The organism is Halorubrum sp. F4 (assembly GCF_027257195.1).
In the GTDB taxonomy this organism is placed as follows: Archaea; Halobacteriota; Halobacteria; order Halobacteriales; family Haloferacaceae; genus Halorubrum.
Genome location: NZ_JAPDFS010000002.1, coordinates 143,377 through 166,004 on the forward strand (window position 1 = coordinate 143,377; position 22,628 = coordinate 166,004).

The window sequence follows — 22,628 nt, forward strand, 5'->3', positions numbered from 1 at the left end:
GCAACGCCGGCCGATTGACGTACCGTTTTCCCCGGATCTCGCGATGGACCGGTAGATGTTCGAACGCCTCGGGTTCGATTCCGTGCCGCGTGAGACCGCCCTCGTGGTCGGACTCGTGAGCGGGTCGCACGTCGTGAACCACCTGTACCTCGTGTTGTTCCCGCCGATCCTGGCGACGCTGGCGGCCGATTTCGACGTGGGGCTTGCCGCGTTGGGGGTCGCGATGGGCGTCCAGGCGTTCGTCAACACCGCCTTACAGCTGCCGTACGGCTACCTCTCGGACAACTACGACCGCGTGATCACCCTCGGGCTCTGTCTCGGGCTCGGCGCGCTCGGCGCGGGGATCCTCGCCGTCGCGCCCACCTTCGAGGTGCTCCTCGTCGGGCAGGCGGTCCTGGGTGCGGGGATCGCCGGTCACCACCCGGCGCACTTCCCGCTGCTCTCGGACGCCAGCAGCGCCGACCTCCGCGGGAAGGCCTACAGCGCCCACGGCTTCGCCGGGAACCTCGGCTTCGCCGCGCCACCCGTGGTCATCCTCGGCGTCACGTCGTTGCCGGGCGCGACCTGGCGGCACGCGTTCGGCCTCATCGCCGTCGTCGGCGCGGTGTACGGCGTGTTCGCCTGCTACGTGCTCGCCAGACACGTGAGCGACGAGGTGACGCGACCGAATCCGGACGCCGACGACGCACGCACGGAGGCGACCTCCCGTCTCGCCCGCGTTCGCGAGGAGATCCGCGCGCTCGGCGGATCGCGGCCGATCCTCGGCCTCGGCGTGGTCGCGCTGCTCGCCTCGACGGCGTTCTGGGGCGTCTCCTCGTATCTCGTCGTGTTCCTGGAGAACGGCTACGGCGTCGCCTCCGGGGTCGCGAGCCTCTCGCTGACGGCGATGTTCATCGCGGGCGCGGCCCTGATACTCGCGGGCGGGGTGCTGGCGGACCGGTTCCGACCCGGACCGATCCTCGCGACCGCCTACCTGCTCGTCGGCGTCGCCGTCTTCGCGCTGGCGTCGGAGCTCGCTCCGCCGCTCGTCGCGATCGGGATCGGCGTACTCGCCGGGAGCCTCGGGAGCCTCGGTCTACCCGCCCGCGACAAGCTCGCCGACCTGCTGTCGGCGCGAAGCGACATCGGGCGGAACTTCGCGGTCGTGACGATCGGGATCATGATCGGGAACACGGTCGCGCCGCCGCTCTTCGGCGCGCTCATCGAGTCGAGCGGCTACCGCGCGACGTTCACGCTCGTCGGGGCCTTCGCGGTGCTCGCCGCGGTCGCGACGGTCGCCATCGTCGCCCGCTACCGCGACGGGATCCGGGACGGGACGGAGGCGGCGGCGACCGCGGAGTAGTCCGGCAGCGGTCCGCCGCGGTCGGTCGGCTCGCGCTCTCCCACCTTACCACGTCGGGACGAGAAGCAGTGCGACGGTCAGCGAGATGAAGAGGAGCTTCAGCGCCGTGTTGACCGCGATCACCTTCGTGCCGAAGGAGGCGCCCCAGATCCCGTACTGGAACGGGATCGAACGCCGGAACGTCGAGACGGCAAAGGAGAGGATTCCGCCGATGAGCAGGGTCGCGACCGCGGTCCGAGGGGTGAACGTCGTCCCCAGGAGCGGCTGGATGGCGACCGCGCCCGCGGTCGTGTCGAGGGTGTACACCGCGATCACGGGGACGGCCGCGCTCGGCAGGCCGAGCGCACCCGTGACCGGCTCCGCGACCGCCGTCAGCGACGCCACGTCGTAGGAGGCCACGAACGCGACCACGAGCGTGTACACGACCGCCAGCCGGGGAACGATCCGGCGGAGCGTCGACCACGACTTCGCCGCGGCCTCCCGGACGCGCTCCCCGTGAGTCCGGTCGTCCTCGTCGGGGCCGGCGGCGTCGACCTCGGCGAGCGCCGTGTGGTCGACGTTTCGCTCCGAGACGAGGAGTCCGCCGAGGAACACTCCCGTGACCGTGATCGCGAGCGCGATCCCGGCTCGCGCGGAGACGTACAGGACGCCCGTCGTGACGCCGAGGATCGGGATCAGGACCGGGACGTAGTAGGTGAACACGTGCTGGACGAACCCGAAGAACGTGTTGATGACCACGGCGACGAGCGTCGCGCGGTCGTCGAGCAGTCCCGATTCACGGTACTCCGCGAGGGTCGCGTACCCCGCGGTGGTCGACGCCGCGGTCGTGAGGATCGCGGTACCGACCTCGTCGGGGAGGTTCGCGGGTCGCGTGAGATACCCGGAGAGCCCGGCCACGTACCGTATCAGCCCGAACGCGACGGCGACGTTGGCGACGAACACGCCGGCGGCGATGAACGCGGAGATCCGCGCGAGCCGCGGGAGGACCTCGGCGAACAGCGCGAGGAGGTCGGCGACGACCGGATTCACTCGAGGGGATACGTCCCGATCCGGCAAATGGCCGTCGGAACCGGCGTCGCCCGGTCGGCGTACTCGCGGAAACGCGCCCTCCGCGCGGCTTATGGTTCCCCGTCGAGAACCCTTCGGCGATGGCACCCGCCGAGGACGACATCTCGATCGAGGAGAAGCGCGTGTACGCGGGTTCCGCGGGCCGCACGGACGCCTACGTCGCGACGGAGACCGGCGTGGTGCGGGTCGCGATCTCCGGCGACAAGGTCGGCGAGTTCGCGCTGGCCGCCCGCGAACCCGCCCGCGACGTGGCCGTCCTCGCGCGGACGGACGACCCGGATCGCCTCGCGGTCGCGACCGACGACGACCTCCTCGTCGCGTCGATTCCCGCGGACGGGACCGACGACGGCGACCTCGCGTTCACGCCCGCCGGGATCGGTCCCGCGGTCGCGGTCGGCGTTCACGACGGGGCGTTCCTCGCGGCCGACGCGGACGGCGGAGTCCACCGGGTCGAGAGCGACGGTTCCCCGCCGGATCCGGCCCGGATCGGCGAGGTCGACGAACCGCGTGCGATCGACGGGCCGCTGGTGGCGGCCGCGGACGGGATTCACCGGGTCGTTGCCGGAGGGACCGCCGGGAACGACCGACCGTCCCTCGAACCCGTCGGGCTCGACGACGCCCGCGACGTCGCCGGCGCGGGGATCCCTCTGGCGGCGACGCCGGACGGGCTCTACTGGCTCGGGAACGGCTGGATGTCGGCGATCGATGGGGACGCGACGGCGGTCGCGGCCGACGGCGACGGCCACGCGCTCGCGGCCGTCGAGGACGAACTGTTCGTCCGCGACGCCACGGACGCCGCGGCCGGGACCGGCTGGGACGCCGACGCCTGGCTCGCGGTCGACCTGCCGGTCGACGAGCGATCGGTCGCGCTCGGATACGGTCCGGGGCTCTCCGTCGCCGTCACCGACGCCGGAACGCTGTGTGTCGACGCCGGCGACGGCTGGCGGCACCACGTGATCGGCGTCCGCGGGATCGGAGGCGTCGCGCTGGCGTCGACGGCGTAGTCCCGAACCCCGAGCGGTCAGGGGCTGGGAAGCTCGATCTCCTGGCCGTCGGCGTAGACGGTCGGGTCGCGGATGATCCCGTCGAGGTGGAGCGGCGCGTCGGTCTCGCCGCCGATCCCGGCGTTATCGCCGATCGCGACGTGAACCGTTCCCGCGGCCTTCTCGTCGAGGAGGACGGAGCCGACCAGTTCCTCGACGCCGACGTTGGTACCGATCCCGAGCTCCGCGAGGTTGTACGCGGCGTCGCCGACCGCCTCGGCGGCGGCCTCGACGTCGGCTCGGATCGCGTCGTCCGCTATCGAGGTGACGAGGCCGTCCTCGACCTCGAAGACGAGCTCGCGTCCGTCCTCGAGCAGCCCGTGGGGCATCATCGTCCCGTCGACGACGTAGGTTCCGGTCGCGGTCTCGGGCGCGACGAACACCTCGCCGGCCGGCAGGTTCGAGAAGTCGCCGGGTTCGTGGACCATGCCCGTGTCCGCGAGCCACTCGCGGTCGCCGATCCCGAAGGTGACGTCGGTTCCCGCCGGCGACGTGACGCGGACCTCGTCGGCGTCGCCGACCGCGTCGAGCACCCGACCGCAGGCGGCGTCGATGGCGGCGTAGTCCGCGTCGAGTCCGGTGGTGAACACGTCCTCCGTGATCCCCGGGAGCGTCGCGCCGCGCGAGCCGGCCTCGCAGGCGGCCCCGCGGGCGCGGGTGTGGCTCAGGCTCTTCGTCGTCGGCGCACAGAAGACGTCGCTTTCGGCCATCGCGGCCGCGACGGGGGCGGGCGGTTCGGTCCCGTGCTGCTCGCTCGGCGGGTACCGGAGGAGCGTCGCGTCGTCGGTGGCGGCGGTCGCGGCCGCGTACAGCGCCTCGCCGATCGGCTCGCGTTCGTCGTCGGTGACGACGACGACCGACTCGTCCGCGCCGACGTCCAGGCACTGATCGATGGCGGTACGGGCCGCCTCCGCGAGGGGATCGCTCATGTCACGCCGTGGGTCGTCGCGGGCGTTAGTCCTTGTCATCCCGGCCCGGAACCGAATTGTCATCCCGGTCCGGCACCGAACGCGGCGGATTATTCTATTATTACTCAATTACGGAACAAGGTTGTAAGCCCGCCTCGGTCCGAATTAACGGAGTCGTTACTCACGGCGTAGTTAATTTCTATAAAAATGCCTCGAAACAATTATGGTGGGTCATGGCGGACGTAAAGATATGATACGCGTGGGCGTGAACGGCTACGGGACGATCGGGAAACGCGTCGCGGACGCGGTCGCGACCCAGCCCGACATGGAACTCGTCGGCGTCACGAAGACGAAGCCGAACTACGAGGCCGAGGCGGCTATCCGCCGGGGATACGACCTCTACGCGGCGATCGCGGACCGCGCGGCCGAGTTCGACGACGCCGGCGTCGGGATCGCCGGAACCCTCCCGGATCTGCTCGACGCCGTCGACGTGATCGTCGACTGTACCCCGTCCGGTATCGGCGCGCGGAACCGCTCGATCTACGCGGCCCACGACACGCCCGCGGTCTTCCAGGGCGGCGAGGACGCCGACGTGGCCGACGCCTCGTTCAACGCTCGGACGAGCTTCGAGGCGGGTCGCGAGGCCGACTCGCTTCGCGTGGTCTCGTGTAACACCACGGGGCTCGCCCGCCTGCTCGCGCCGCTGGAGGAGACGTACGGGATCGAGAAGGCCCGGGTCACCCTGGTCCGCCGCGGCGGCGACCCGAGCGAGACCGAGCGCGGCCCGATAAACGACGTCGTTCCGGACCCGACGACGGTCCCCTCGCACCACGGCCCGGACGTGAACACCGTCCTGCCGGGCGTCGCCGTCGATACGGCCGCGCTGAAGGCCCCGGTGACCACGATGCACACCCACAGCGTCAACGTCACGCTCCGCGAGACGCCGACGACGGAGGCGGTTCGCGAGCTCCTCGCCGGGGAGTCCCGGATCTTCCAGATCCCCGAGGCGGCCGGCATCGACGGGGCGGGGAAGCTGAAGGAGTACGCGATGGACCGCGGTCGACCCCGCGGCGACCTCTGGGAGAACTGCGTCTGGGAGGAGTCGATAAACGTCTCCGGTCGCGACCTGTACCTCTTCGAGAACGTCCACCAGGAGGCGGACGTGGTCCCCGAGAACGTCGACGCGATCCGCGCGCTCACTACTGACCTCTCCGCGGCGGAGTCGGTGGAACGCACCGACGAGGCGCTCGGCGTCGGGTTGGAGAGCCTGCTCTCGACCGGCGACGACGCACGCGATCCGATCACCGCTGACGACTGATCTCACCACCGCTGGCGACGATCGGCGTCGCCGGCGATTTCTCGGGTCCCGTCCCCACGACGACTCTTCGATCCGTTACCGCGAGACGCTTCGTTACCGCGACGACTCCCCGTCGGTCGGCGTCGCCACGAGGTACGTCCGGCCGCCTCGCCGTTCCAGGTGAACCTCTCCGCCGGCGACCCGGTTCGATCGGATCCGGTCGGCGATGCGGTCGGTTCGACACTCCGTGACGTCCACGCGCGTCGGCGACGCGTACCGCGGTCGGTCCTCAAGTGACACGCTCATATCTACGTATGCGAACGGAACGCCCCTATAACCGAGCCAACCGCGGAGTGAAACTGAAAGTGAAGGACGGAGCCCCGGTGAGGGGCGGAAAAGGCGTACGACGGACGACCCCGCTACGCGAACCGCTCGGGCGGTCGACGGTGTCCCGTCGCCTGTTCGTACGCGTACGCGAGTTCGAGGAGCCGGGGCTCGTCGAACGGCCGACCGAGGAGCTCGAAGCCGACCGGGAGCTCCTCGTCGCCGTTCTCGTTGCCCCCCGCCGCTGTGAACCCGGCGCGCAACACGATCGACGGGAGCCCCGTGTGTGCCGACAGCTCACACCGCATCTCCGAGAAGGGCTGGTGTTCGGGCATCTCGACGGGAAGCGCCATGGAGGGTGGGTACAACAGCGCGTCGAGGTCGTCCGCAATCAGCCGGTTCACCGTCTCCACCCGGATCGTCTCGCGCCTCGCGAGCGCCCGCTGGTACTCGGGATCGTCGTCCAGCCCCTCGGCCACACCGAGGATCCCGCCCTCGAGCACGCGCTCCTCGACGCTCGGTGCCATCGTCCCGCTCTCGGCCAACTCCCGCAACGAGTCGACCGGGGTCCCCTCGTGCGCCGCCAGGTACGCGTCGTAGTCCCGCTCGAACTCCTTGCCGACGACCCGCGCGGAGTCGAGGAACTCCTCGTCCGCGACCTCGACGGGGTCGACGAGGGTGGCTCCCGCTCCCTCCAGTTCCGCCATCGCCGATTCGATCGTGGAGACGACCGCCTCCCCCGTGTCCGCCGCCGGGTTCCCCGGATCCGACACCTCGAAGAGGTCGCGGAGGACCCCGATCCGTGCGCCCTCGAGGCCGTCGGGATCGAGGTGTGACGTGTAGCCCTCCTCCGGCACCTCGCCGACGCCGAGCGCCGTGACGGGGTCCTCGGGGTCGTATCCGACCATCGCCTCGAGCGTCCGCGCCGCGTCGGCGACGGTCCGGGTGATCGGTCCCGCGGTGTCCTGTGTCGCCGAGAGCGGGACGATCCCAGTGCGGCTCACCAGCCCCCGCGTGGGACGTACCCCGACGAGGTTCGTGAACGCCGGGGGCGACCGGACCGACGAGCAGGTGTCCGTCCCCGTCCCGACCGCCGCGAGGTTGCTCGCGACCGCCGCGGCTGTCCCGCCGCTCGATCCGGACGGTCGGCGATCGAGCGCGTAGGGGTTCCGCGTCTCGCCGCCGAGCGAACTCACGGAGTCGACCCCGAAGGAGAGCTCCTGGAGGTTCGCCTTCGCGAGGATCACCGCGCCCGCGTCGCGGAGCTGCTCGACGACGAACGCGTCCCGGTCGGGGACGAACTCCGCGAAGAGTTCGGAGCCCGCCGTCGTCGGCATGTCCGCCGTGTCGTGGTTGTCCTTGATGACGGTCGGGATCCCGTGGAGCGGTCCGACGGGACCGTTTTCGTCGAATCGTTCGTCCAGCTCCCCGGCGCGTTCGGTCGCGTCCTCGTTCACCGTCAGGACCGCGTTGAGCGCGTCCGCGTGTTCCGCGATCCGATCGAGGTACGCTTCCGTGAGTTCCTCCGCGGTCAGCGTCCCCGATTCGAATCCCGCGTGTATCTCGCCGACCGTCGCCTCGAGAAGGTCGAAATCGCCGCCGTCGTCCGTTCGATCGTCCATCCCCTGAAGGCGACTGACGGAGTGCAAATAGTGTTTTCGCCGATCCGGCGGATGACCCTCGGCAGTCGCTACGCGATCGAGGTTCTAGGATCTCCTCCAGAACGAACGAACATACGTGACGTTACTGTTGTAATTCTAATGTGTCCGAGTTTAGTATTGGTGTATTATGCCATACCCGAGGTACACTATGACCTACCATTCACCTGTCCATAGATTTTTGAACTGGTAGTCTGATCATGCGAGTTGTCGACAATGGTCGAAGACATTGATAGAGCGGATCTGGAAGGACCGAAGATAGATCGGCGAACGACCGTCAAGCTGCTCGGCGCGTCGGGGATCGCGGCGACCGCCGGCTGTCTCGGGGGAGACGGCGGCGGGGACGGAAGCGGTGACGACGGCAGCGGTGATGACGGAAGCGGTTCGAGCGACGATGACGGAGGGAGTAGCGGCTCCACCGGCGGACGGGTAAGCGCCGGGTGGCTCACGGACGAGATCGAGTTCCTCGACCCGCACATGGTCGATCTTGGGATCCAGATCGAGATCCACTCGAACCTCTTCAACGGCCTGTTAAAACTCGACGAGGACGTCCAGATCGTCGGCGACGCGGCGGCGGACTGGTCGCTTCCCGACGAGTCGACGTACGTGTTCGAACTCGAGGAGGGCATGACGTTCCACAACGGGGACACGCTCGACGCGGAGGCGGTCAAGTGGTCCCTCGAACGGCTGGCCGACATGGACACCTCCCCGCACACCGGGAAGGTCTCGAACGTCGACTCCATCGAGGCGGACGGCCTGGAGCTGACGATCAACCTCACGGAACCGTACGCGCCGTTCGTCTCCTTCATGCTCCGCGGTCCCGGCCGCGCGGGGACGATCGTCCACGAGAGCGCCGCGGACGACCCCGACGAGTACGCACGGATGCCGATCGGCAGCGGCCCGTTCGAGCTCACCGACCGGACCGCCGGCGAGTCGCTCACGCTCGACGCCTACGACGACTACTGGGAGACGGACGAGGACGGCAACCAACTGCCCTACCTCGACGGGATCGATATCGAGCTGATCCCGGAGCCGAGCACGATGTGGTCCGCCCTCCAGGGCGGCGAGGTCGACTACGCGAACATCCTCACCGGCGAGTTCGCCCAGCAGGCGGAAGCGACCGATTCGATCACGATCCAGACCGCGAGTTCGGGCGAGTGGACCGGTATCGCGCCGCTCTGTACGAACCCCGCCGACCACGAGGAAATGGTTCGGTGGATCAGCGGTCTCGGCGAGGACCCGACCGACATGTGGAACGGCGAGGACATCCCGACGTCGGACCCACGCGTTCGCGAAGCGATCGCGTTGGCCATCGATCGGGAGGAGATCGTCGAGCGGGCGTGGTTCGGCTACGCCGCGCCGGCCCACACGCTGTACAATCCGGCGATCGGCTGGCTGTACGACGCGCTCGGCGGAGACGAGCCCGACCCGGGACTCTACAGCGACCCCGAACGCGCCGAGGAACTGCTCGACGAAGCAGGGTATACGGGTGACCCGCGGATCGAAGCCACGATCCTCGCGCTCCCGGAGGACGAACGTGAACTCACCGTCGTCCAGGACCAGCTCAGCGACATTGGGATCGAGGTCGAACTCGACATTCAACAGCAGTCCTCGTACTGGGACAACACCTACCGGTACGAGCAGCTCCTGACCGCGTACGGCGGTGCCGCGGACGTCGACCCGTGGATGTCGGACTTCAAACAGCTCGGCTATCCGAACGAGGAAACGACCGAAGGGGCGTGGCAGCGGTCGCTCTACTTCAACGAGGAGTACAGCGAACTGCTCAACGAGGCGAACGCGACCCCGGACCTCGAGGAGCGCGCCGAGGTATACCAGGACGTCAACGCGAAGTTCGTGGAGGACGTACCGTTCATCCCCACGGTGTTCCCGCTCAACCCGAAGGCGCTCGGCAGCGGTCTCTCGGGAGTCGGGACCCAGGCGGGACTGAGCAACTTCCACACAGCCTCGATGGAGTGAGTAGCGTGCGACACCCGCCGACAGTTCACGTCAGCGTCGTGACTGGGGAGGCCATCGGATCCGATCCGGAGGACGATCACGTATGGGGTTAAGGGAGTACCTACTCAAGCGGCTGGTTCACTCGGTGTTCGTGATGCTGTTCGTCGTGACGGTGGTGTTCGCCGCCGTCCGCTCGATCCCCGGAGATCCGGCGCGGTTGATGCTCGGCGGGGACGTGGACACGGCCACGCTCGAGGCGCTCCGCGCGGAGTTGGGGCTGAATCAACCCCTGTATATCCAGTACTTCCGCTGGCTCCGCCGTCTCCTGACCGGGGACCTCGGCGAATCGATCCGTACCGGTGAACCCGTCCTCGGGTCGATCGTTCAGGTCGCGGGCCCCACGCTGAGCATCGCGGCACTCGGCATGGTGATCGCCCTCGTGATCGCCATCCCGACGGGGATCATTAGCGCGGTCAAACGATACGAGATCGAAGACTACCTGTCGACGACGATCGCGTTCTTCGGGATCAGCATGCCGGCGTTCTGGATCGGCATCGTTCTCGTTCTCGTGATCGGGGTCAACGTCGAATCCATCCCGACGTTCGGGTACACGCCAATAGACGAGGGGATCGGTCCCTGGTTCCGATCCATACTGCTCCCGTCGTTCGCGGTCGGCTTCCCGTACGGCGGGATCCTGATGCGGATGATGCGGTCTTCGATGCTGGAGGTTCTCAACGAGGACTACATGCGGACCGCACGCGCGAAGGGATTGAGCTCCAACCTGGTGCTGTTCAAACACGGGCTTCAGAACGCGCTGATCCCGGTCGTCACGCTCGCGGGGATCTTCCTCGCCGTCGTGCTCGGCGGCGTGGTCGCCGTCGAGATCGTCTTCGGGATCCGCGGCCTCGGTCGACTCCTCATCGGGTCGATAAACCGGCGGGACTTCCCGCTGATCCAGGGGACGGTGCTGCTCATCGCGTTCGTGTTCGTGCTCGCGAACATCGTCGTCGACCTCCTGTATACCATGATAAACCCACGGATCAAATACGGCGGTGGTGACTGACCGTGTCGAGCCGTTTCGACACCGAGGGCGGCAGGATATTCGGCGTCCGTACGGACCTCGTCGAACAGTTCGTCAACACGGTTCGACGCGATCTGAAGGCCAAGATCGGGGTAGTCATCGTCACGTTGTTCCTTCTCGCGGCGATCTTCGCCCCGGAGTTGGCCCCGTACGATCCCATGGCACAGGACTTCGCGCCGCTCCAAGCGCCGGCACTGTCGAGTGAAACGCCGCTCGGGACCGACTCGTTCGGTCGCGACCTGCTCTCGCGACTGATGTACGGTGCACGCATCAGCCTCGGAGTCGGGTTGGGGGCCGTCCTGTTCGGTGCTGTCACGGGCGTCCTCCTGGGGCTGCTCGCCGGCTTCTACGGCGGCTGGGTCGACGACCTCCTGATGCGGAGCGTCGACGTGATGTGGGCGTTCCCGTGGCTCCTCATCGCCATCATGCTCGTCTCGATATTCGGGCAGGGGGTGTGGAACGTCGTCATCGCGGTCGGCTTCGCGTACATCGACGACTTCGCACGGATAACCCGTGGAGAAGTCCTCTCCATTCGTGAGGAGGAGTACATGCTCGCCGCGGAAAGCGTCGGACTCGGCGACCTCGAGATCATCTTCGAGGAGGTGTTTCCGAACACCGTCGCCCCGATCATCGTCCAGTTCACGGTGCTCGTGGCCCGCGCCATGCTCGCGGAGGCGACGCTCTCGTTCCTCGGGCTCGGCGTGAAGCCGTCGACGCCGACGTGGGGGTCACTGCTGGGTCAGGGCCGAGACTTCATCACGCAGGCGTGGTGGATATCGATCCTCCCCGGAGTGCTGATCATGATCACCGTGCTCGGAATCAATCTCTTCGGCGACGCGTTACGCGACGCCTTCGACGTTCGGGAGGTGGATAGCGAATGACAGAACCGCTGTTGGACGTCCGTGGACTCACGACGTCCTTCGAAACCGGACAGGGAAGACTCACCGCGGTGGACGACATCTCCTTCCAGATCGAGGAGGGCGAAGTGTTCGGCGTCGTCGGCGAGTCCGGGTCGGGAAAGAGCGTCACGGCCCTGTCGGTGATGCGACTCCTCGATGACGCGGGGACCGTCGAAGCGGACGAAGTGCGGTTCAACGGCACCGACCTGCTCTCGGTGAGTGAATCCGAGATGCGATCGATTCGCGGTGGGGAGATCAGCATGATCTTCCAGGACCCGATGACCAGTCTGAATCCGGTGATGACGATCGGCGAGCAGATCGCCGAGGTCGTCCGTCACCACGGTGACGTCGGCGAGCGCACCGGGTTCTGGAGCGAGATGCGACGGAAGTACGTCACGGGAACCTCTGAGGGGAGCCGATCCTGGCAGCGGGCCGTGGAGCTGTTGGAGACGGTCGGAATCCCCGAACCCGAAAAGCGGGCGACGGAGTTCCCACACCAGCTCTCCGGCGGAATGCGTCAGCGCGTCGTCATCGCGCAGGCGCTCGCGGGGGATCCCTCCCTCATCATCGCCGACGAACCGACCACGGCGCTGGACGTGAGCATCGAGGCACAGATACTCAACGAGATCCTCGAGTTGAGCGACGAGTTCGGCATTTCGGTGCTGCTCATCACCCACGACCTCGGCGTCGTCAGAGAGACGTGTGACCGGGTCGCCGTGATGTACGCCTCGGAGTTCATGGAAACGGGCCACGTCGACGACATCTTCGATGACCCGCATCACCCGTACACCGAGGGGCTGCTGGCGAGCATCCCACGGATCGCCGACGAGCGCGAGTGGCTCAGCGTCATCGAGGGGACGGTCCCGGACCTGATCGACAAGCCGTCCGGCTGCCCGTTCCGGGACCGGTGTGACTACGCCTTCGAGCTCTGTGATCGGCCGCTCGTCGAGTACGAGATCGAGGGATCGGCCCTGGAGACCCACACGGTTCGGTGTCACCGGGAGAACGAACACGTCAAGGTCGACGACTCGGGTCACATCGAATCGGTACCCGACGAGGCCGTCGCGGCGCTCGAACGACGGATCGAGGCGGAATCGGCCCATGACGCGGACGGAAGCGTCTCTCCGACGGCCGACGCGAGCGCGCGTGCGGACGGGGGAAGTCGACCGTCTCCCGCTGCCGACGCCGAGAACGGAGGTGATCACGGTGAGTACTGACTCTCCCGGGACGACCGGAACGACTGCCGAACCGACCGACCAGGAACCGTTGCTTCGTGCGACGGGGATCGAGAAGTACTTCCAGACGGAAACGGGGCTCTTCGATCGGTTCTTCGGAGAGCCCACGCACGTCAGGGCGGTCGACGGCGTCGACCTCTCCGTCGGCGAACGGGAGACGCTCGGACTCGTCGGCGAATCGGGATGTGGAAAGACGACGCTCGGCCGCGTGCTCTCCCGCCTGTACGACCCGTCGGCCGGAACGCTCGAGTTCGACGGGGACGACATCACGGATCTGAGCGGTGACGCGCTCAAACGGCTCAGAAAGCGGGTTCAGGTCATCTTCCAGGACCCCATGTCGTCGCTTAACCCTCGAAAGACCGCCGGCGAGATCGTCGGGAAGCCGCTGGAGGTCCACGACATCGCGACCGGCCAGGCCAAGCGGGACCGACTCGTCGAGCTGTTCGACGAGGTGGGGCTCCAAGAGTCACACCTCGACCGGTACCCGCACGAGTTCTCCGGCGGACAGCGTCAGCGGATCGGGATCGCGCGTGCGCTCGCCGTCGAACCGGACCTGATCGTCGCCGACGAGCCGGTGAGCGCGCTCGACGTGAGCGTTCAGGCTCAGATCATCAACCTGATGAAGCGGCTTCAGGACAAGTACGGGCTCGCGTACGTGTTCATCGCTCACGACCTGAGCGTCGTCAAACACATCAGCGATCGAGTGGCGGTGATGTATCTCGGTCGGATCGTCGAACGGGGCAAGAAGCGGGACATCTTCGGCAATCCTCAACACCCGTACACTCGGGCGTTGCTCCACTCCATCCCGCGAGTCGACGGCGAGCGGAAGCGAAACGAGTCGCTGCTCGAGGGGAACCCGCCGAGTCCGATCGATCCCCCTTCGGGCTGCCGGTTCCGAACCCGTTGTCCGGAGTATCTCGGGGACGAGTGCGCCGAGATCGACCCCGAACTCGAGCCCGTTGCCGGCGCGTCCGGAACCGTGGCACCACCCGAACGCGTCGAAGCGATCTCCACGGACGGGGACTCCTCTCCGGAGCACGTCATCGCCTGCCACTGGTTAGGCGAGTCCAGCGAGCGGCGCGCGAGGGAGGACCCGATGTCGTAGGCGTTCGGGGAGCGTTTCCGGATCCACGTGTCGCGTCCGACGACGGTTCGGCGGGGATCGTCGTCGAGAAGGGATCGACTTTCCTATCCCGTCACCGCCGCAGCCCGGCCTCCTCGTCGTCCTCGACGAACCGGACCGTGAAATAGTCGTAGCCGCCGTAGGCCGTCTCCAACGCACCCATCCACCAGTTCCAGCGTTCGACGAGCGAGGACCCGTCGGGCGCGTCCGAGAGGTGTCGGACCACGCCGGGGACGCTCAGTGCGTGACCGCGGTCGGTCGAGGGCTTCCCGGAATCCGCGAGGTCGCTGGCGGCCCGGGCGACCACGCGCCGCTCCGCGGCGGTCCCCCCGAACTCCTCGGCCAACGTCCGCTCCAGCCGCTTGCGGTCCATGCGTTCGAGTAGGGCGTACGGCTATTTGAGTCGTCCGGTGCGAACGATCTGACGGGGAAAAACCACGACGATCCTCGGCGAGTCATAACCGTGCCGCGAGCGCTAAGAACAGGAGGGTGAACGGCGCGGAGAGCAGCCCCAACGCGATCCCGCCGCCGTCCGCGCCCGCCGCGGACATCGCCAGGCCGACGACGAGCGAGCTGCTCCCGAGGACCGCCAGGACCACCCGTTCGGGCACGCTCGCACGGTCGGGCCCCGGAGAGCGGGCGAGAACGCTCTCGAGCGCGGTCTCGACCTCGTCGGCCCGCCCGGTCGGGACGAACAACCAGGGCGTCGAGCGGTACCAGGCGTTCCCGCGGTACGCCAACAGGAACAGCGTCGTCCACGGCAGGTCGATCCGACGGGTCCGGATCACGGAGTCGAGGTCGTCGCTCCGGCTCCGGTCGTGGGTGTGATACGTCCGTTCGACGACGCGCTCCGCGGGGTCGAGCCGAACCGACGTCCCCCTCGAGCCGGCGAGGATCGGCAGGAACCAGATCAGCGGGAACAGGTAGAACAGCCCGATCTCGGCCGGCGAGGGACCCCACACCCAGAGCGCGCCGAACGGGGCGGCACCCGCGAGCACCCAGCGCGGGTGTATCGATTCCCGCGAGAGCGAGTAGTCGCCGAACGCCGACCGGAGCGTCTCACGGGCCCCCGCAGTCGATCGGTCGTAGGCGATCAGGAGGTAGAAGAGCGAGAACGGGCCGCCGACGAGAAGCAGCACGGCGAGCACCCAGAGGTCGCCGCCTCCGCCGAGCGTTCCACCGCCGGTCGCCGCGCTCCACGCCGCACCCGCCACGGCGACGGCGACGACCGCGACGACGGCGAGGAGACCGATCGCGACGACGAGCCCCACGCCGAGCGCGAGCGACCGGAGCCGGTCGTGGCGGACGGGTCCCCACTCGATCGGGTCGTGGATCGGATCCGGTCCGGGATCCGCTTGCGAGTCCGAGTCGGTCGCCGGTGCGGCCGTTTCGGTCGTCTCCGCCGACTCGGCCGGATCGGTTCCTTCGGTCGACTCGGTCGACTCCGCCGGCTCCGTCGGCTCGGCCGCCGCTGCCGGCTCGGTCGGTTCGGCGGCGGAGCCGCTCTCGGAGGGCATCTCGGATCCCGGTACGCGCGACGCGGGGTTAAAACTGACCGCCGTCGGGGATCGTGCTCGGCTACGCCGCGGTCTCGGCCGGTTCGCTCGCCTGTGGCGGCTCAGCGGGCTCGACGTTCCCGAGCCGAAGCGCGTTGCCGGTGACGCCGAGGCTCATCCCCATGTCGCCGACGATCACGGCCATCGCGACGGTGACATACCCGAAGGGCGCGCCCGCCGCGAGCAGCGCCTTCACGGCGAGCGACGCGCCGATGTTCGTCCGGATCGTCCGCCCGGCGCGCGCCGAGAGGTCGATCACGTACGGGAGCCGGGTCAGGTCGTCGGCCATGAGCGCCACGTCCGCGGTCTCGAGGGCGGTGTCGGTGCCGGCCGCCCCCATCGCGATCCCCACGTCCGCGGCCGCCAGCGCGGGGGCGTCGTTGATCCCGTCGCCGACCATCGCGACCCCGCCGTCGCTCTCCGTACCGATCTCGCGAACGGCGGCGACCTTCTCGTCCGGCAGGAGCTCCGCGCGGACCTCGTCGACGCCCACGGTCTCGCCGATCGCCCGCGCCGTCCGCTCGTTGTCGCCGGTGAGCATCACGACGCGCTCGATCCCGAGGTCGTGAAGCCGGTCGACGGCCCACGCCGCCTCCGGCCGGACCGCGTCCGCGACCGCGATCACGCCCTCCAGCCGCTCCTCGGTGCCGACGAGCACGACCGTCTTGCCCGCGGCCTGGAGCCGCGGGATCGTCTCGCCGGCCAGGTCGAGGTACTCCCCGTGTTCACAGGGTGCGGGTTCGTCGAGCCGGTCGGGCTCGCCGTTCTCGTTCGTCTCCGCCGGCCCCTCGAGGGTTCCGCCGTCGGTCCGGACGTGGGCGTGCCCGAGGTCGAAGCCGAGGCCCTCGAACAGCGACGGCTTGCCGGCGTAGTGGGTCTCGCCGTCGAGCTCCGCCCGGACTCCCTTCCCGGCGAGCGCCTCGAACCCGACCACGTCGCGGTCGTTAGCGTGGTCGGCGACAGCGTGGTCGTCGACGTCGCGGTCGATGGCGTCGCTCTCGAGGGAACCCTCCCCGTACGCCACGATCGCCTCGGCGACGGGGTGTTCGCTCCGGCGTTCCAGCGCGGTCGCACACGCGAGCAGGTCGCGGGCGTCTGTCCCGCCGAGCGGGATCACGTCGGTGACCGCGAGCTCGCCGGTCGTGAGCGTTCCCGTCTTGTCGACCGCGACGGCGTCGACGTCTCCGGCCGCCTCCAGGTGCTCGCCGCCCTTGATCAGGACGCCGTTTCGCGCGGCGGCGGTCACGCCGGAGACGACGCTGACGGGGGTCGAGATGACGAACGCGCACGGACACGCGATCACGAGCAGGGTGAGCCCGCGGACGAACCACGTCTCGGCCGGGCCGCCGACGACGAGGGTGCCGAGAACGACCGTCGCGACCGCGCCGGCAACGACGATCGGCGTGTAGACTCCCGCGAACCGGTCGACGAACCGCTCGGCACGGGTCTCCTCGCCGTTGGCCGCCTCGACGAGTTCGACCACCTGTGCGATGGTGGACTCCTCTGCGGGCGCGGTCGCCTCGACCTCCAGGTAGCCCGCTTCGTTGATCGAGCCGGCGTACACCTCGTCGCCCGGCTCCTTCTCCGCCGGGACCGACTCGCCCGTGATCGGCGACTCGTCGACCGCACCCGAACCCTCGCGGACGACCCCGTCGAGGGGGACGCGCTCGCCCGGCCGGACGGCGAGCCGCTCGCCGACGGCGACCGCCGCGGCCGGCACGGTCTCCTCCTCGCCGTTACGGATCACGACCGCCTCGTCGGGCGACAGCTCCATCAGCTCGCGCAGCGAGGTGCGCGCGCGGTCGATCGAGAAGCGCTCTAAAAGCTCCGCGGTCGAGAAGAGCACCGCGAGCGTCGCGGCCTCGAACGGGAGGTCGATGAGCAGGGCCGCGACCACCCCGATCGACATCAGGAGGTCGATGTCGAGGCTCAATCCCCGCAGCGAGTAGTAGCCGTTCCGGAGGATCGGCGGGGCCGCGACCGCGATCGCGAGCAGGTACGCGAGCGACGCGCCGGACAGCTCCCACGGGCCGGCGACGCCGACCCCCTCGCCGACGGTGGCGAAGAGGGGGTTCATCCCCGGCAGGAGCCACTCGAGGACGAGTCCGACGACGAGGAACACGCCGCCGACCGCGGTCGCGATCGCTCGGGGGGTTCGCCAGAGGTCGTCCGCGACCGTGTCGGCGTCCGCGTCGGCGACGCCGTAGCCCGCGCCCTCGACCACCGAGACGATCGCGTCGACGTCGAGGACCGCGGGATCGTAGGTGACGACGACGACTCCGGTGGTCGGCCGCGTGTCGACGGCGAGAACGCCCTCGCGGTCGAGGGCCCCCTCGACCTTCCCCGCACAGGACGCACAGTCCATGTCCGGGACGGTCAACCGGAGTTCGGAGCCGTGGGTCTCGGGGCCGTCATCCCCGACCTCACCACTCACGGAGTCGTTCGCTCCCTCTCGTTCGCTCATTGACCGTGTCTAACCGATCCACGGTTATTAATCCGTCTGCCAGAATCCATCGTTAAGTTATAAGTAGTTCATAGATTCATGGTATATTTTAATAACTATCCGGGAACGGTGGCGGGCAGCGGCGAGTATTTATCCGCGGATCGGCTACGGGCGGACATGACCGACTGGCGCGCCGTCGGCTACGGGTTCGTCGTCATGGTGATCGCCGGGGTGCTGGCGACGTTCGCACCGGTGATCGGGCACGTGGGCGCGGGGCTGATCGGCGGGTTCGTCGCGGGGTACGTCGCGGGCGGCGGGCTGCTCTCCGGGACCTGGCACGGCCTGCTCGCCGGCTCCGTGAGCGGGATCGTCGTCACCCTGCTGCTCGCGGCGTTCGGCGGGCTCGTCGGCCTCGCGGGCGGCCCGCTCGGCGGGTTGCTCGGCGGCGCGGGCGTCCTCGTCGTCGGACTCCTCCTCACCCTCCTCTTCGCGATCGACTCGGCGCTCGCGGGCGCGATCGGCGGCGTCCTCGGGGAGTGAGGTTCGGGATTCGGGTTCCGAACGGAACTCGTTCTCGGTCCTCGTTCTCGGTCGTCACGGATCCAAACGTCACGATCGATCACTGCGAGTAACGCTTAAATACGATCGTGGCAGAGGATAACACGCACAGAATGTTCGAACGCTTCTCCAGCGGGTACTACCTGGGCGAACTGTACGTGGAACCCCACGACGACGACCGGGCCGCCATCCAGCGGGCCGACCACGAGCGGGTAAACGAGCAGCTGTACGCGGACGGCGAGGGAGTGGAGCGACTCGACGCGCCCCTCGTGATGAAGCTCGATTCGGGTCACATCCCGGTCGCCGGCGACGAGGGGATCCCGAGCGGAACGCTCGCCGTCCCGCGCTCGATCGCGGACGACGACCTTCCGTCCAGACGGAACGTCCTGCTGGCGGACGCCGACCGTGCGGAGAACCTCCTCCGCTGGGAGGGGTGGGAACCGTACGTCGACGTCTGAGACGAACCCTCAGCCGAACCGAGTCCCCATCCGAACCGACTTTCCCGCCCGAACTCGAGGCCGACGCACCTTTGAGGGCGGCACGGGACTTCCCTCCATGATCGACCGGCTGCTCGGCCGCGCCGAATTGAAGGAGCGGATCGAGGAACTCGAAGAGGAGAAGCGCCACCTCGAGCGGCGCGCGGAAGCCGAGGAGGAGCGGCGGTCGGACGCGGTCGCGGACCGCCAGCGCGCGGAGGAGCGCGTCAACCGGCTCGAGTCACGGATCGAGTCGCTCGAGGACCGCGTCGAGCGGGCCGAAGGCGACGAGGAGACCGTCGAGTTCCGCCGCGTGAGCGACGCCTACGGATCCCGCCTCGCCGACGTTCTCGGCCGGCTCCGGGGAGTCGAGAGCGACGATCCCGAGGGCGTGCTTACCGCGTTCGTCCCCGACGGCACGGTCCCGGAGAGCGTCGGAGAGCACTTCGGCGACCGCACACCGCTCGTCCGGCGGGCCGCACCCGCGGTCGTCGTCGCCGACGACACGGGCGCGGTGAGCGCCGCGCTCTCGACGCCGATCGAGCCGGAGCCGTTCGACCGGTGGAGCGACGGCCCCCGGCTCCCGGTGGAGTGGTTCCGCCCCGCCGGCCGCTTCGCGTTCGCGCTGGTCCGGTCGGACACGTTCGCGCTGGGAGTCTACGAGGGCGACGAGCGGGTCGACTTCGAGGGGTTCACCTCCGACGTGAAGGCCGCCCACTCCAAGGGTGGGTTCTCGCAGGGACGCTTCGAGCGCCGGCGCGACGGACAGATCGACGAGCATCTCGAGCGCGCCCGCGACGTCCTCGCCGACCTCGGGGACGTCGCGAGCACCGGGGCCGTCGACCGAACGATCGTCGTCGGCGAGCGGAGCGTGCTCGGGGAACTCCGAGACCTCGCCGACCACACGGACGTGACCGACGCGACCGGCCGACCGGAGGCTGCCCTCGAGGACGCGTTTCGTGACTTCTGGACCGTGCGGATTCACGCGCTCTGATCCGCCTCGAACTGGCGTCCAGGCCGAACCCCCCTTCCGTTCGCCGATCCCTCACGAACGTGTGTAAAACCGGAGAAACGTGCCAATAACTATGCCACTTGCCCGCATACTCCTCCGTGGAGGGACCTGTCACACGCTCCCTCCCCCCTTTCCCGATCCGAGGACGCGCCGTGACGCTTCGCGCCGTTTCGATCTCGAGCCGTTCCGATCCCGGCCCTTTCGAGGGACAGTACTAAACCGGGGACGGACGGTTATCGTCCATGCATCGGTTGGGGTCGTCCGGCGTTCGTGCGGTCGTCGTCGCGTTGCTGACCGTCTCGCTTCTCCTCGGCGTCGTCGCCGTCGGCGGGGCCGCGAGCGTCGACCCCGGCGATCTCTCGTCCCAGGACGACTCGGCGCCCGTCCCGTCCGCTGATCCCTCCGCCGTGAGCGGGACCGGGGACGAGTGGACCGTCACGACCGGGCCGGCCGGAACGACCGGGACCGGATCGCTGGCCGGGACGGATGGGCCCGCGGACGTCGACGACGACACGATCCACGTCGAACACGCGCTGTCCGCGACCGACGAGGCCGGGACCATTGGGGTCACGACGACGGCGCGGATGCCCGATCGCGTCGGAGGGCTCGATCTCACCCTTCTGACGGTGAACGACGACCCCATCGAGGCCGACGGCTTCGAGCGCGACGACGACGCGGCGGGTGACGAGGAGGTCTGGGTCTGGGACGGCGAGACCGAGGCCCCGTCGATCACCTATCGGATGGACGCGAACGTCTCGGTCGAGGAGTCGGGACCGCTCGCCACCGGCGGGACCTACCGCTTCGTCGACACGGGCGAGTGGGCGCTCGTCAGGACGCCGCGGGTCAGGATCGGAGCGTCCTACACCGGTAGTTCACGTATCCGGGTCGACCGCGAGAACGTCGTCGACGGCGAGGGCGTCGCCTCCCGGGCGATGGCGTTCCTCGGCCCCCACGAGGAGCACGTGCGGGAGGGCGACGAGGCGCGGTACCGCCTGATCGAACCCGAGGCGGCCGACATGGAGGCGACCCCCGAGGAGGTGTTCGACGTCTTCGCGGGAGCCGAGCGGAACCTCCGGGTCGGGGCGGTCGACGACGAGGTGTTCGCGGTCGCCGCGCCCACCGGCGACGTGACGTGGGGGGTCCGCGGGCTCCAGACCGGCGACGCGGACCTGTGGGTTCGCGACGGGGAGCCAGCCGGGACCGCCGACGACGTGTGGACCCACGAGTACGTTCACACCCGTCAGGCGTACACGACCGATCCGGCGGACCCGAGCGCCCGGTGGTTCACCGAGGCGAGCGCGACCTACTACGCCGCGCTGTTCGCGCTCGACCGCGGCGCGACCGACTTCGAGAGCTTCGAGCGGACGCTCGCGCGCGGCGAGCGCGACCCGGCCGCCTCCTCGACGCTCGCCGAGCCGGGGACCTGGCGTGCCAACGCCCCCTATACCAAGGGGGCGCTCGTCGCCGGCGAGATCGACCGCCGTATCCGGCTCGCCAGCGACGGGCGCGCGTCGCTGGCGACCGTCCTCCGCGAACTCAACGACGACGCCGAGCCCGTCACGAACCGCGACTTCCTCGACGCGGTCGAGGCGGCCACGGGAGCGGGCGGCGACGACGAGGCCGCCGACGAGGTCCGCGCGGAGGCCGAGCGGCTGACGGCGACGGACGATCCCCCGGAGATGTGGGATCAGGACGCCCACGCGGAAGCGTTCGGCGAGACGCCCGCACAGATCGGGTACGCCCTCGCCGACGACGGCGTCCGCGCGACCGGCGAGTACCGGAACCGCTCCGTCGACGACGACCCGGTCCGGCTCGTCGCCGGCGAAACGCTCGCGCTCGGCGTCGACGTCTCGAACACCGGCGGCGTCGAGGGGGCCTACGACCTCTCGCTCTCGGTCGGCGGGGAGACGGTCGAAACGCGGGACGGGACCGTCGACGCGGGCGAGGCGACGACGGAGCGCTTCGAACACGCCTTCGCGGAGCCCGGCGAGTACACGGTCCGTGTCGGCGGCGAGACGCTCACCGTCGTCGTCTCCGAGCCCGCCGACCCGCTGGTTCGCGAGGTCTCCACCGACGTCGACCGGGTGACTGCCGGGGGATCGGTGACCGTGACCGCGACCGTCGCCAACGACGCGTCGATCCCCGCCGGGGCGGACCTCAAGTTCCGCGTCGACGGCGAGACGGTCGGCACCGATCCCGTCCGGCTGGACGCCGACGCGGAGACGACGGTCGAGCGCGCGGTACCCGTCCCCGGGTCGGGAGACGCGGACACCGCGACCGTGAGCGTCGTCGGTCCCGCCGACGAGGCCTCGACGACCGTGGCCATCGACCGCGACGACGGCGACTCGGGGAGTTCGGCCGATGCCGACGGGGGATCCGACGGAGCAGCGGACGACGGCGGGAGCGCGGCCGACGACGACCTCACCGACGACGGGATCCCCGGGTTCGGCCCGATCGTCGCGCTCGTCGCGTTGCTCTCGCTGGTCGGGTCATCGGTACGACGGGGACGGAAGTGAGCGATCGACGCGAACGATCGGGGTTGCTCCTCCGTTTTCGGTCGATCTCCGGATCTCGTTCGTTCCCGGGGGTTCGATCGATCCTCGAGTTCCGATCGATCCCCGGGTCCCGGGGTCGCCTCCCGACGACCTC

The 22,628-nt window shown here is 69.1% G+C and carries 19 protein-coding genes; 12 read left to right on the forward strand and 7 right to left on the reverse strand.

Annotation, left to right across the window (positions count from 1 at the left end):
• Positions 1 to 55: 55 nt before the first annotated feature.
• On the forward strand, positions 56 to 1,342 hold the full coding sequence (locus tag OKW78_RS05420) for an MFS transporter (protein ID WP_281194203.1): 1,287 nt from the start codon (positions 56 to 58) through the stop codon (positions 1,340 to 1,342).
• Positions 1,343 to 1,387: 45 nt separating this feature from the next.
• Here the strand turns inward: OKW78_RS05420 and OKW78_RS05425 are convergent, their stop codons facing one another.
• Complete coding sequence (locus OKW78_RS05425; RefSeq protein ID WP_281194204.1) at positions 1,388 to 2,371, reverse strand: nucleoside recognition protein; 984 nt, start codon at positions 2,369 to 2,371, stop codon at positions 1,388 to 1,390.
• Between the two features lie 119 nt (positions 2,372 to 2,490).
• Between OKW78_RS05425 and OKW78_RS05430 the strand changes: the two genes are divergently transcribed.
• A complete protein-coding gene (locus OKW78_RS05430; protein WP_281194205.1) occupies positions 2,491 to 3,414 on the forward strand; it encodes a hypothetical protein in 924 nt (307 codons plus the stop codon).
• Between the two features lie 17 nt (positions 3,415 to 3,431).
• Here the strand turns inward: OKW78_RS05430 and OKW78_RS05435 are convergent, their stop codons facing one another.
• Entirely contained in the window at positions 3,432 to 4,382 is a 951-nt protein-coding gene (locus OKW78_RS05435; protein ID WP_281194206.1) for an aminopeptidase, read from the reverse strand.
• A gap of 229 nt (positions 4,383 to 4,611) precedes the next feature.
• Here OKW78_RS05435 and OKW78_RS05440 point away from each other — a divergent pair, with 229 nt between their 5' ends.
• The gene (locus tag OKW78_RS05440; protein WP_281194207.1) at positions 4,612 to 5,679 is read left to right on the forward strand and encodes a type II glyceraldehyde-3-phosphate dehydrogenase; all 1,068 of its coding nucleotides are present in this window, start codon (positions 4,612 to 4,614) and stop codon (positions 5,677 to 5,679) included.
• Positions 5,680 to 5,772: 93 nt separating this feature from the next.
• On the opposite strand, the gene OKW78_RS05445 is transcribed toward OKW78_RS05440, so the two are convergent.
• Together OKW78_RS05445 and OKW78_RS05450 are read right to left on the reverse strand one after the other, a co-directional pair.
• Complete coding sequence (locus tag OKW78_RS05445; protein ID WP_281194208.1) at positions 5,773 to 5,964, reverse strand: hypothetical protein; 192 nt, start codon at positions 5,962 to 5,964, stop codon at positions 5,773 to 5,775.
• 113 nt (positions 5,965 to 6,077) lie between these two features.
• The gene (locus OKW78_RS05450) at positions 6,078 to 7,604 is read right to left on the reverse strand and encodes an amidase family protein (protein ID WP_281194210.1); all 1,527 of its coding nucleotides are present in this window, start codon (positions 7,602 to 7,604) and stop codon (positions 6,078 to 6,080) included.
• 252 nt (positions 7,605 to 7,856) lie between these two features.
• Between OKW78_RS05450 and OKW78_RS05455 the strand changes: the two genes are divergently transcribed.
• The 5 genes from OKW78_RS05455 (at position 7,857) to OKW78_RS05475 (ending at position 13,916) form a co-directional block, all read left to right on the forward strand.
• Entirely contained in the window at positions 7,857 to 9,617 is a 1,761-nt protein-coding gene (locus OKW78_RS05455) for an ABC transporter substrate-binding protein (protein ID WP_281194211.1), read from the forward strand.
• Between the two features lie 82 nt (positions 9,618 to 9,699).
• On the forward strand, positions 9,700 to 10,659 hold the full coding sequence (locus OKW78_RS05460) for an ABC transporter permease (protein WP_281194212.1): 960 nt from the start codon (positions 9,700 to 9,702) through the stop codon (positions 10,657 to 10,659).
• 2 nt (positions 10,660 to 10,661) lie between these two features.
• Positions 10,662 to 11,558, forward strand: a complete 897-nt coding sequence (locus tag OKW78_RS05465) for an ABC transporter permease (protein ID WP_281194213.1) — start codon at positions 10,662 to 10,664, stop codon at positions 11,556 to 11,558.
• Positions 11,555 to 12,793 (forward strand): ABC transporter ATP-binding protein, encoded by a 1,239-nt coding sequence (locus OKW78_RS05470; RefSeq protein WP_281194214.1) that lies wholly within the window; start codon positions 11,555 to 11,557, stop codon positions 12,791 to 12,793. The genes OKW78_RS05465 and OKW78_RS05470 overlap by 4 nt, the downstream gene beginning before the upstream one ends.
• Entirely contained in the window at positions 12,783 to 13,916 is a 1,134-nt protein-coding gene (locus tag OKW78_RS05475; protein WP_281194215.1) for an oligopeptide/dipeptide ABC transporter ATP-binding protein, read from the forward strand. The genes OKW78_RS05470 and OKW78_RS05475 overlap by 11 nt, the downstream gene beginning before the upstream one ends.
• Positions 13,917 to 14,007: 91 nt before the next feature.
• Here the strand turns inward: OKW78_RS05475 and OKW78_RS05480 are convergent, their stop codons facing one another.
• The 3 genes from OKW78_RS05480 to OKW78_RS05490 form a co-directional block, all read right to left on the reverse strand.
• Entirely contained in the window at positions 14,008 to 14,307 is a 300-nt protein-coding gene (locus tag OKW78_RS05480; protein WP_122104348.1) for a hypothetical protein, read from the reverse strand.
• An 82-nt stretch (positions 14,308 to 14,389) separates the two neighbouring features.
• Entirely contained in the window at positions 14,390 to 15,451 is a 1,062-nt protein-coding gene (locus OKW78_RS05485) for a hypothetical protein (protein ID WP_281194216.1), read from the reverse strand.
• Between the two features lie 61 nt (positions 15,452 to 15,512).
• Positions 15,513 to 17,954 carry a cation-translocating P-type ATPase gene (locus OKW78_RS05490; protein WP_281194217.1) on the reverse strand — a complete coding sequence of 814 codons (2,442 nt, stop codon included), beginning with the start codon at positions 17,952 to 17,954 and terminating at the stop codon, positions 15,513 to 15,515.
• A 156-nt stretch (positions 17,955 to 18,110) separates the two neighbouring features.
• Between OKW78_RS05490 and OKW78_RS05495 the strand changes: the two genes are divergently transcribed.
• The 4 genes from OKW78_RS05495 (at position 18,111) to OKW78_RS05510 (ending at position 22,495) form a co-directional block, all read left to right on the forward strand.
• Entirely contained in the window at positions 18,111 to 18,473 is a 363-nt protein-coding gene (locus tag OKW78_RS05495; protein WP_281194218.1) for a DUF5518 domain-containing protein, read from the forward strand.
• Between the two features lie 131 nt (positions 18,474 to 18,604).
• A complete protein-coding gene (locus tag OKW78_RS05500) occupies positions 18,605 to 18,949 on the forward strand; it encodes a DUF5802 family protein (RefSeq protein ID WP_281194726.1) in 345 nt (114 codons plus the stop codon).
• 97 nt (positions 18,950 to 19,046) lie between these two features.
• Positions 19,047 to 19,961, forward strand: a complete 915-nt coding sequence (locus OKW78_RS05505; RefSeq protein WP_281194219.1) for a Vms1/Ankzf1 family peptidyl-tRNA hydrolase — start codon at positions 19,047 to 19,049, stop codon at positions 19,959 to 19,961.
• A gap of 260 nt (positions 19,962 to 20,221) precedes the next feature.
• Positions 20,222 to 22,495 (forward strand): PGF-CTERM sorting domain-containing protein, encoded by a 2,274-nt coding sequence (locus OKW78_RS05510; RefSeq protein WP_281194220.1) that lies wholly within the window; start codon positions 20,222 to 20,224, stop codon positions 22,493 to 22,495.
• Positions 22,496 to 22,628: the final 133 nt, after the last annotated feature.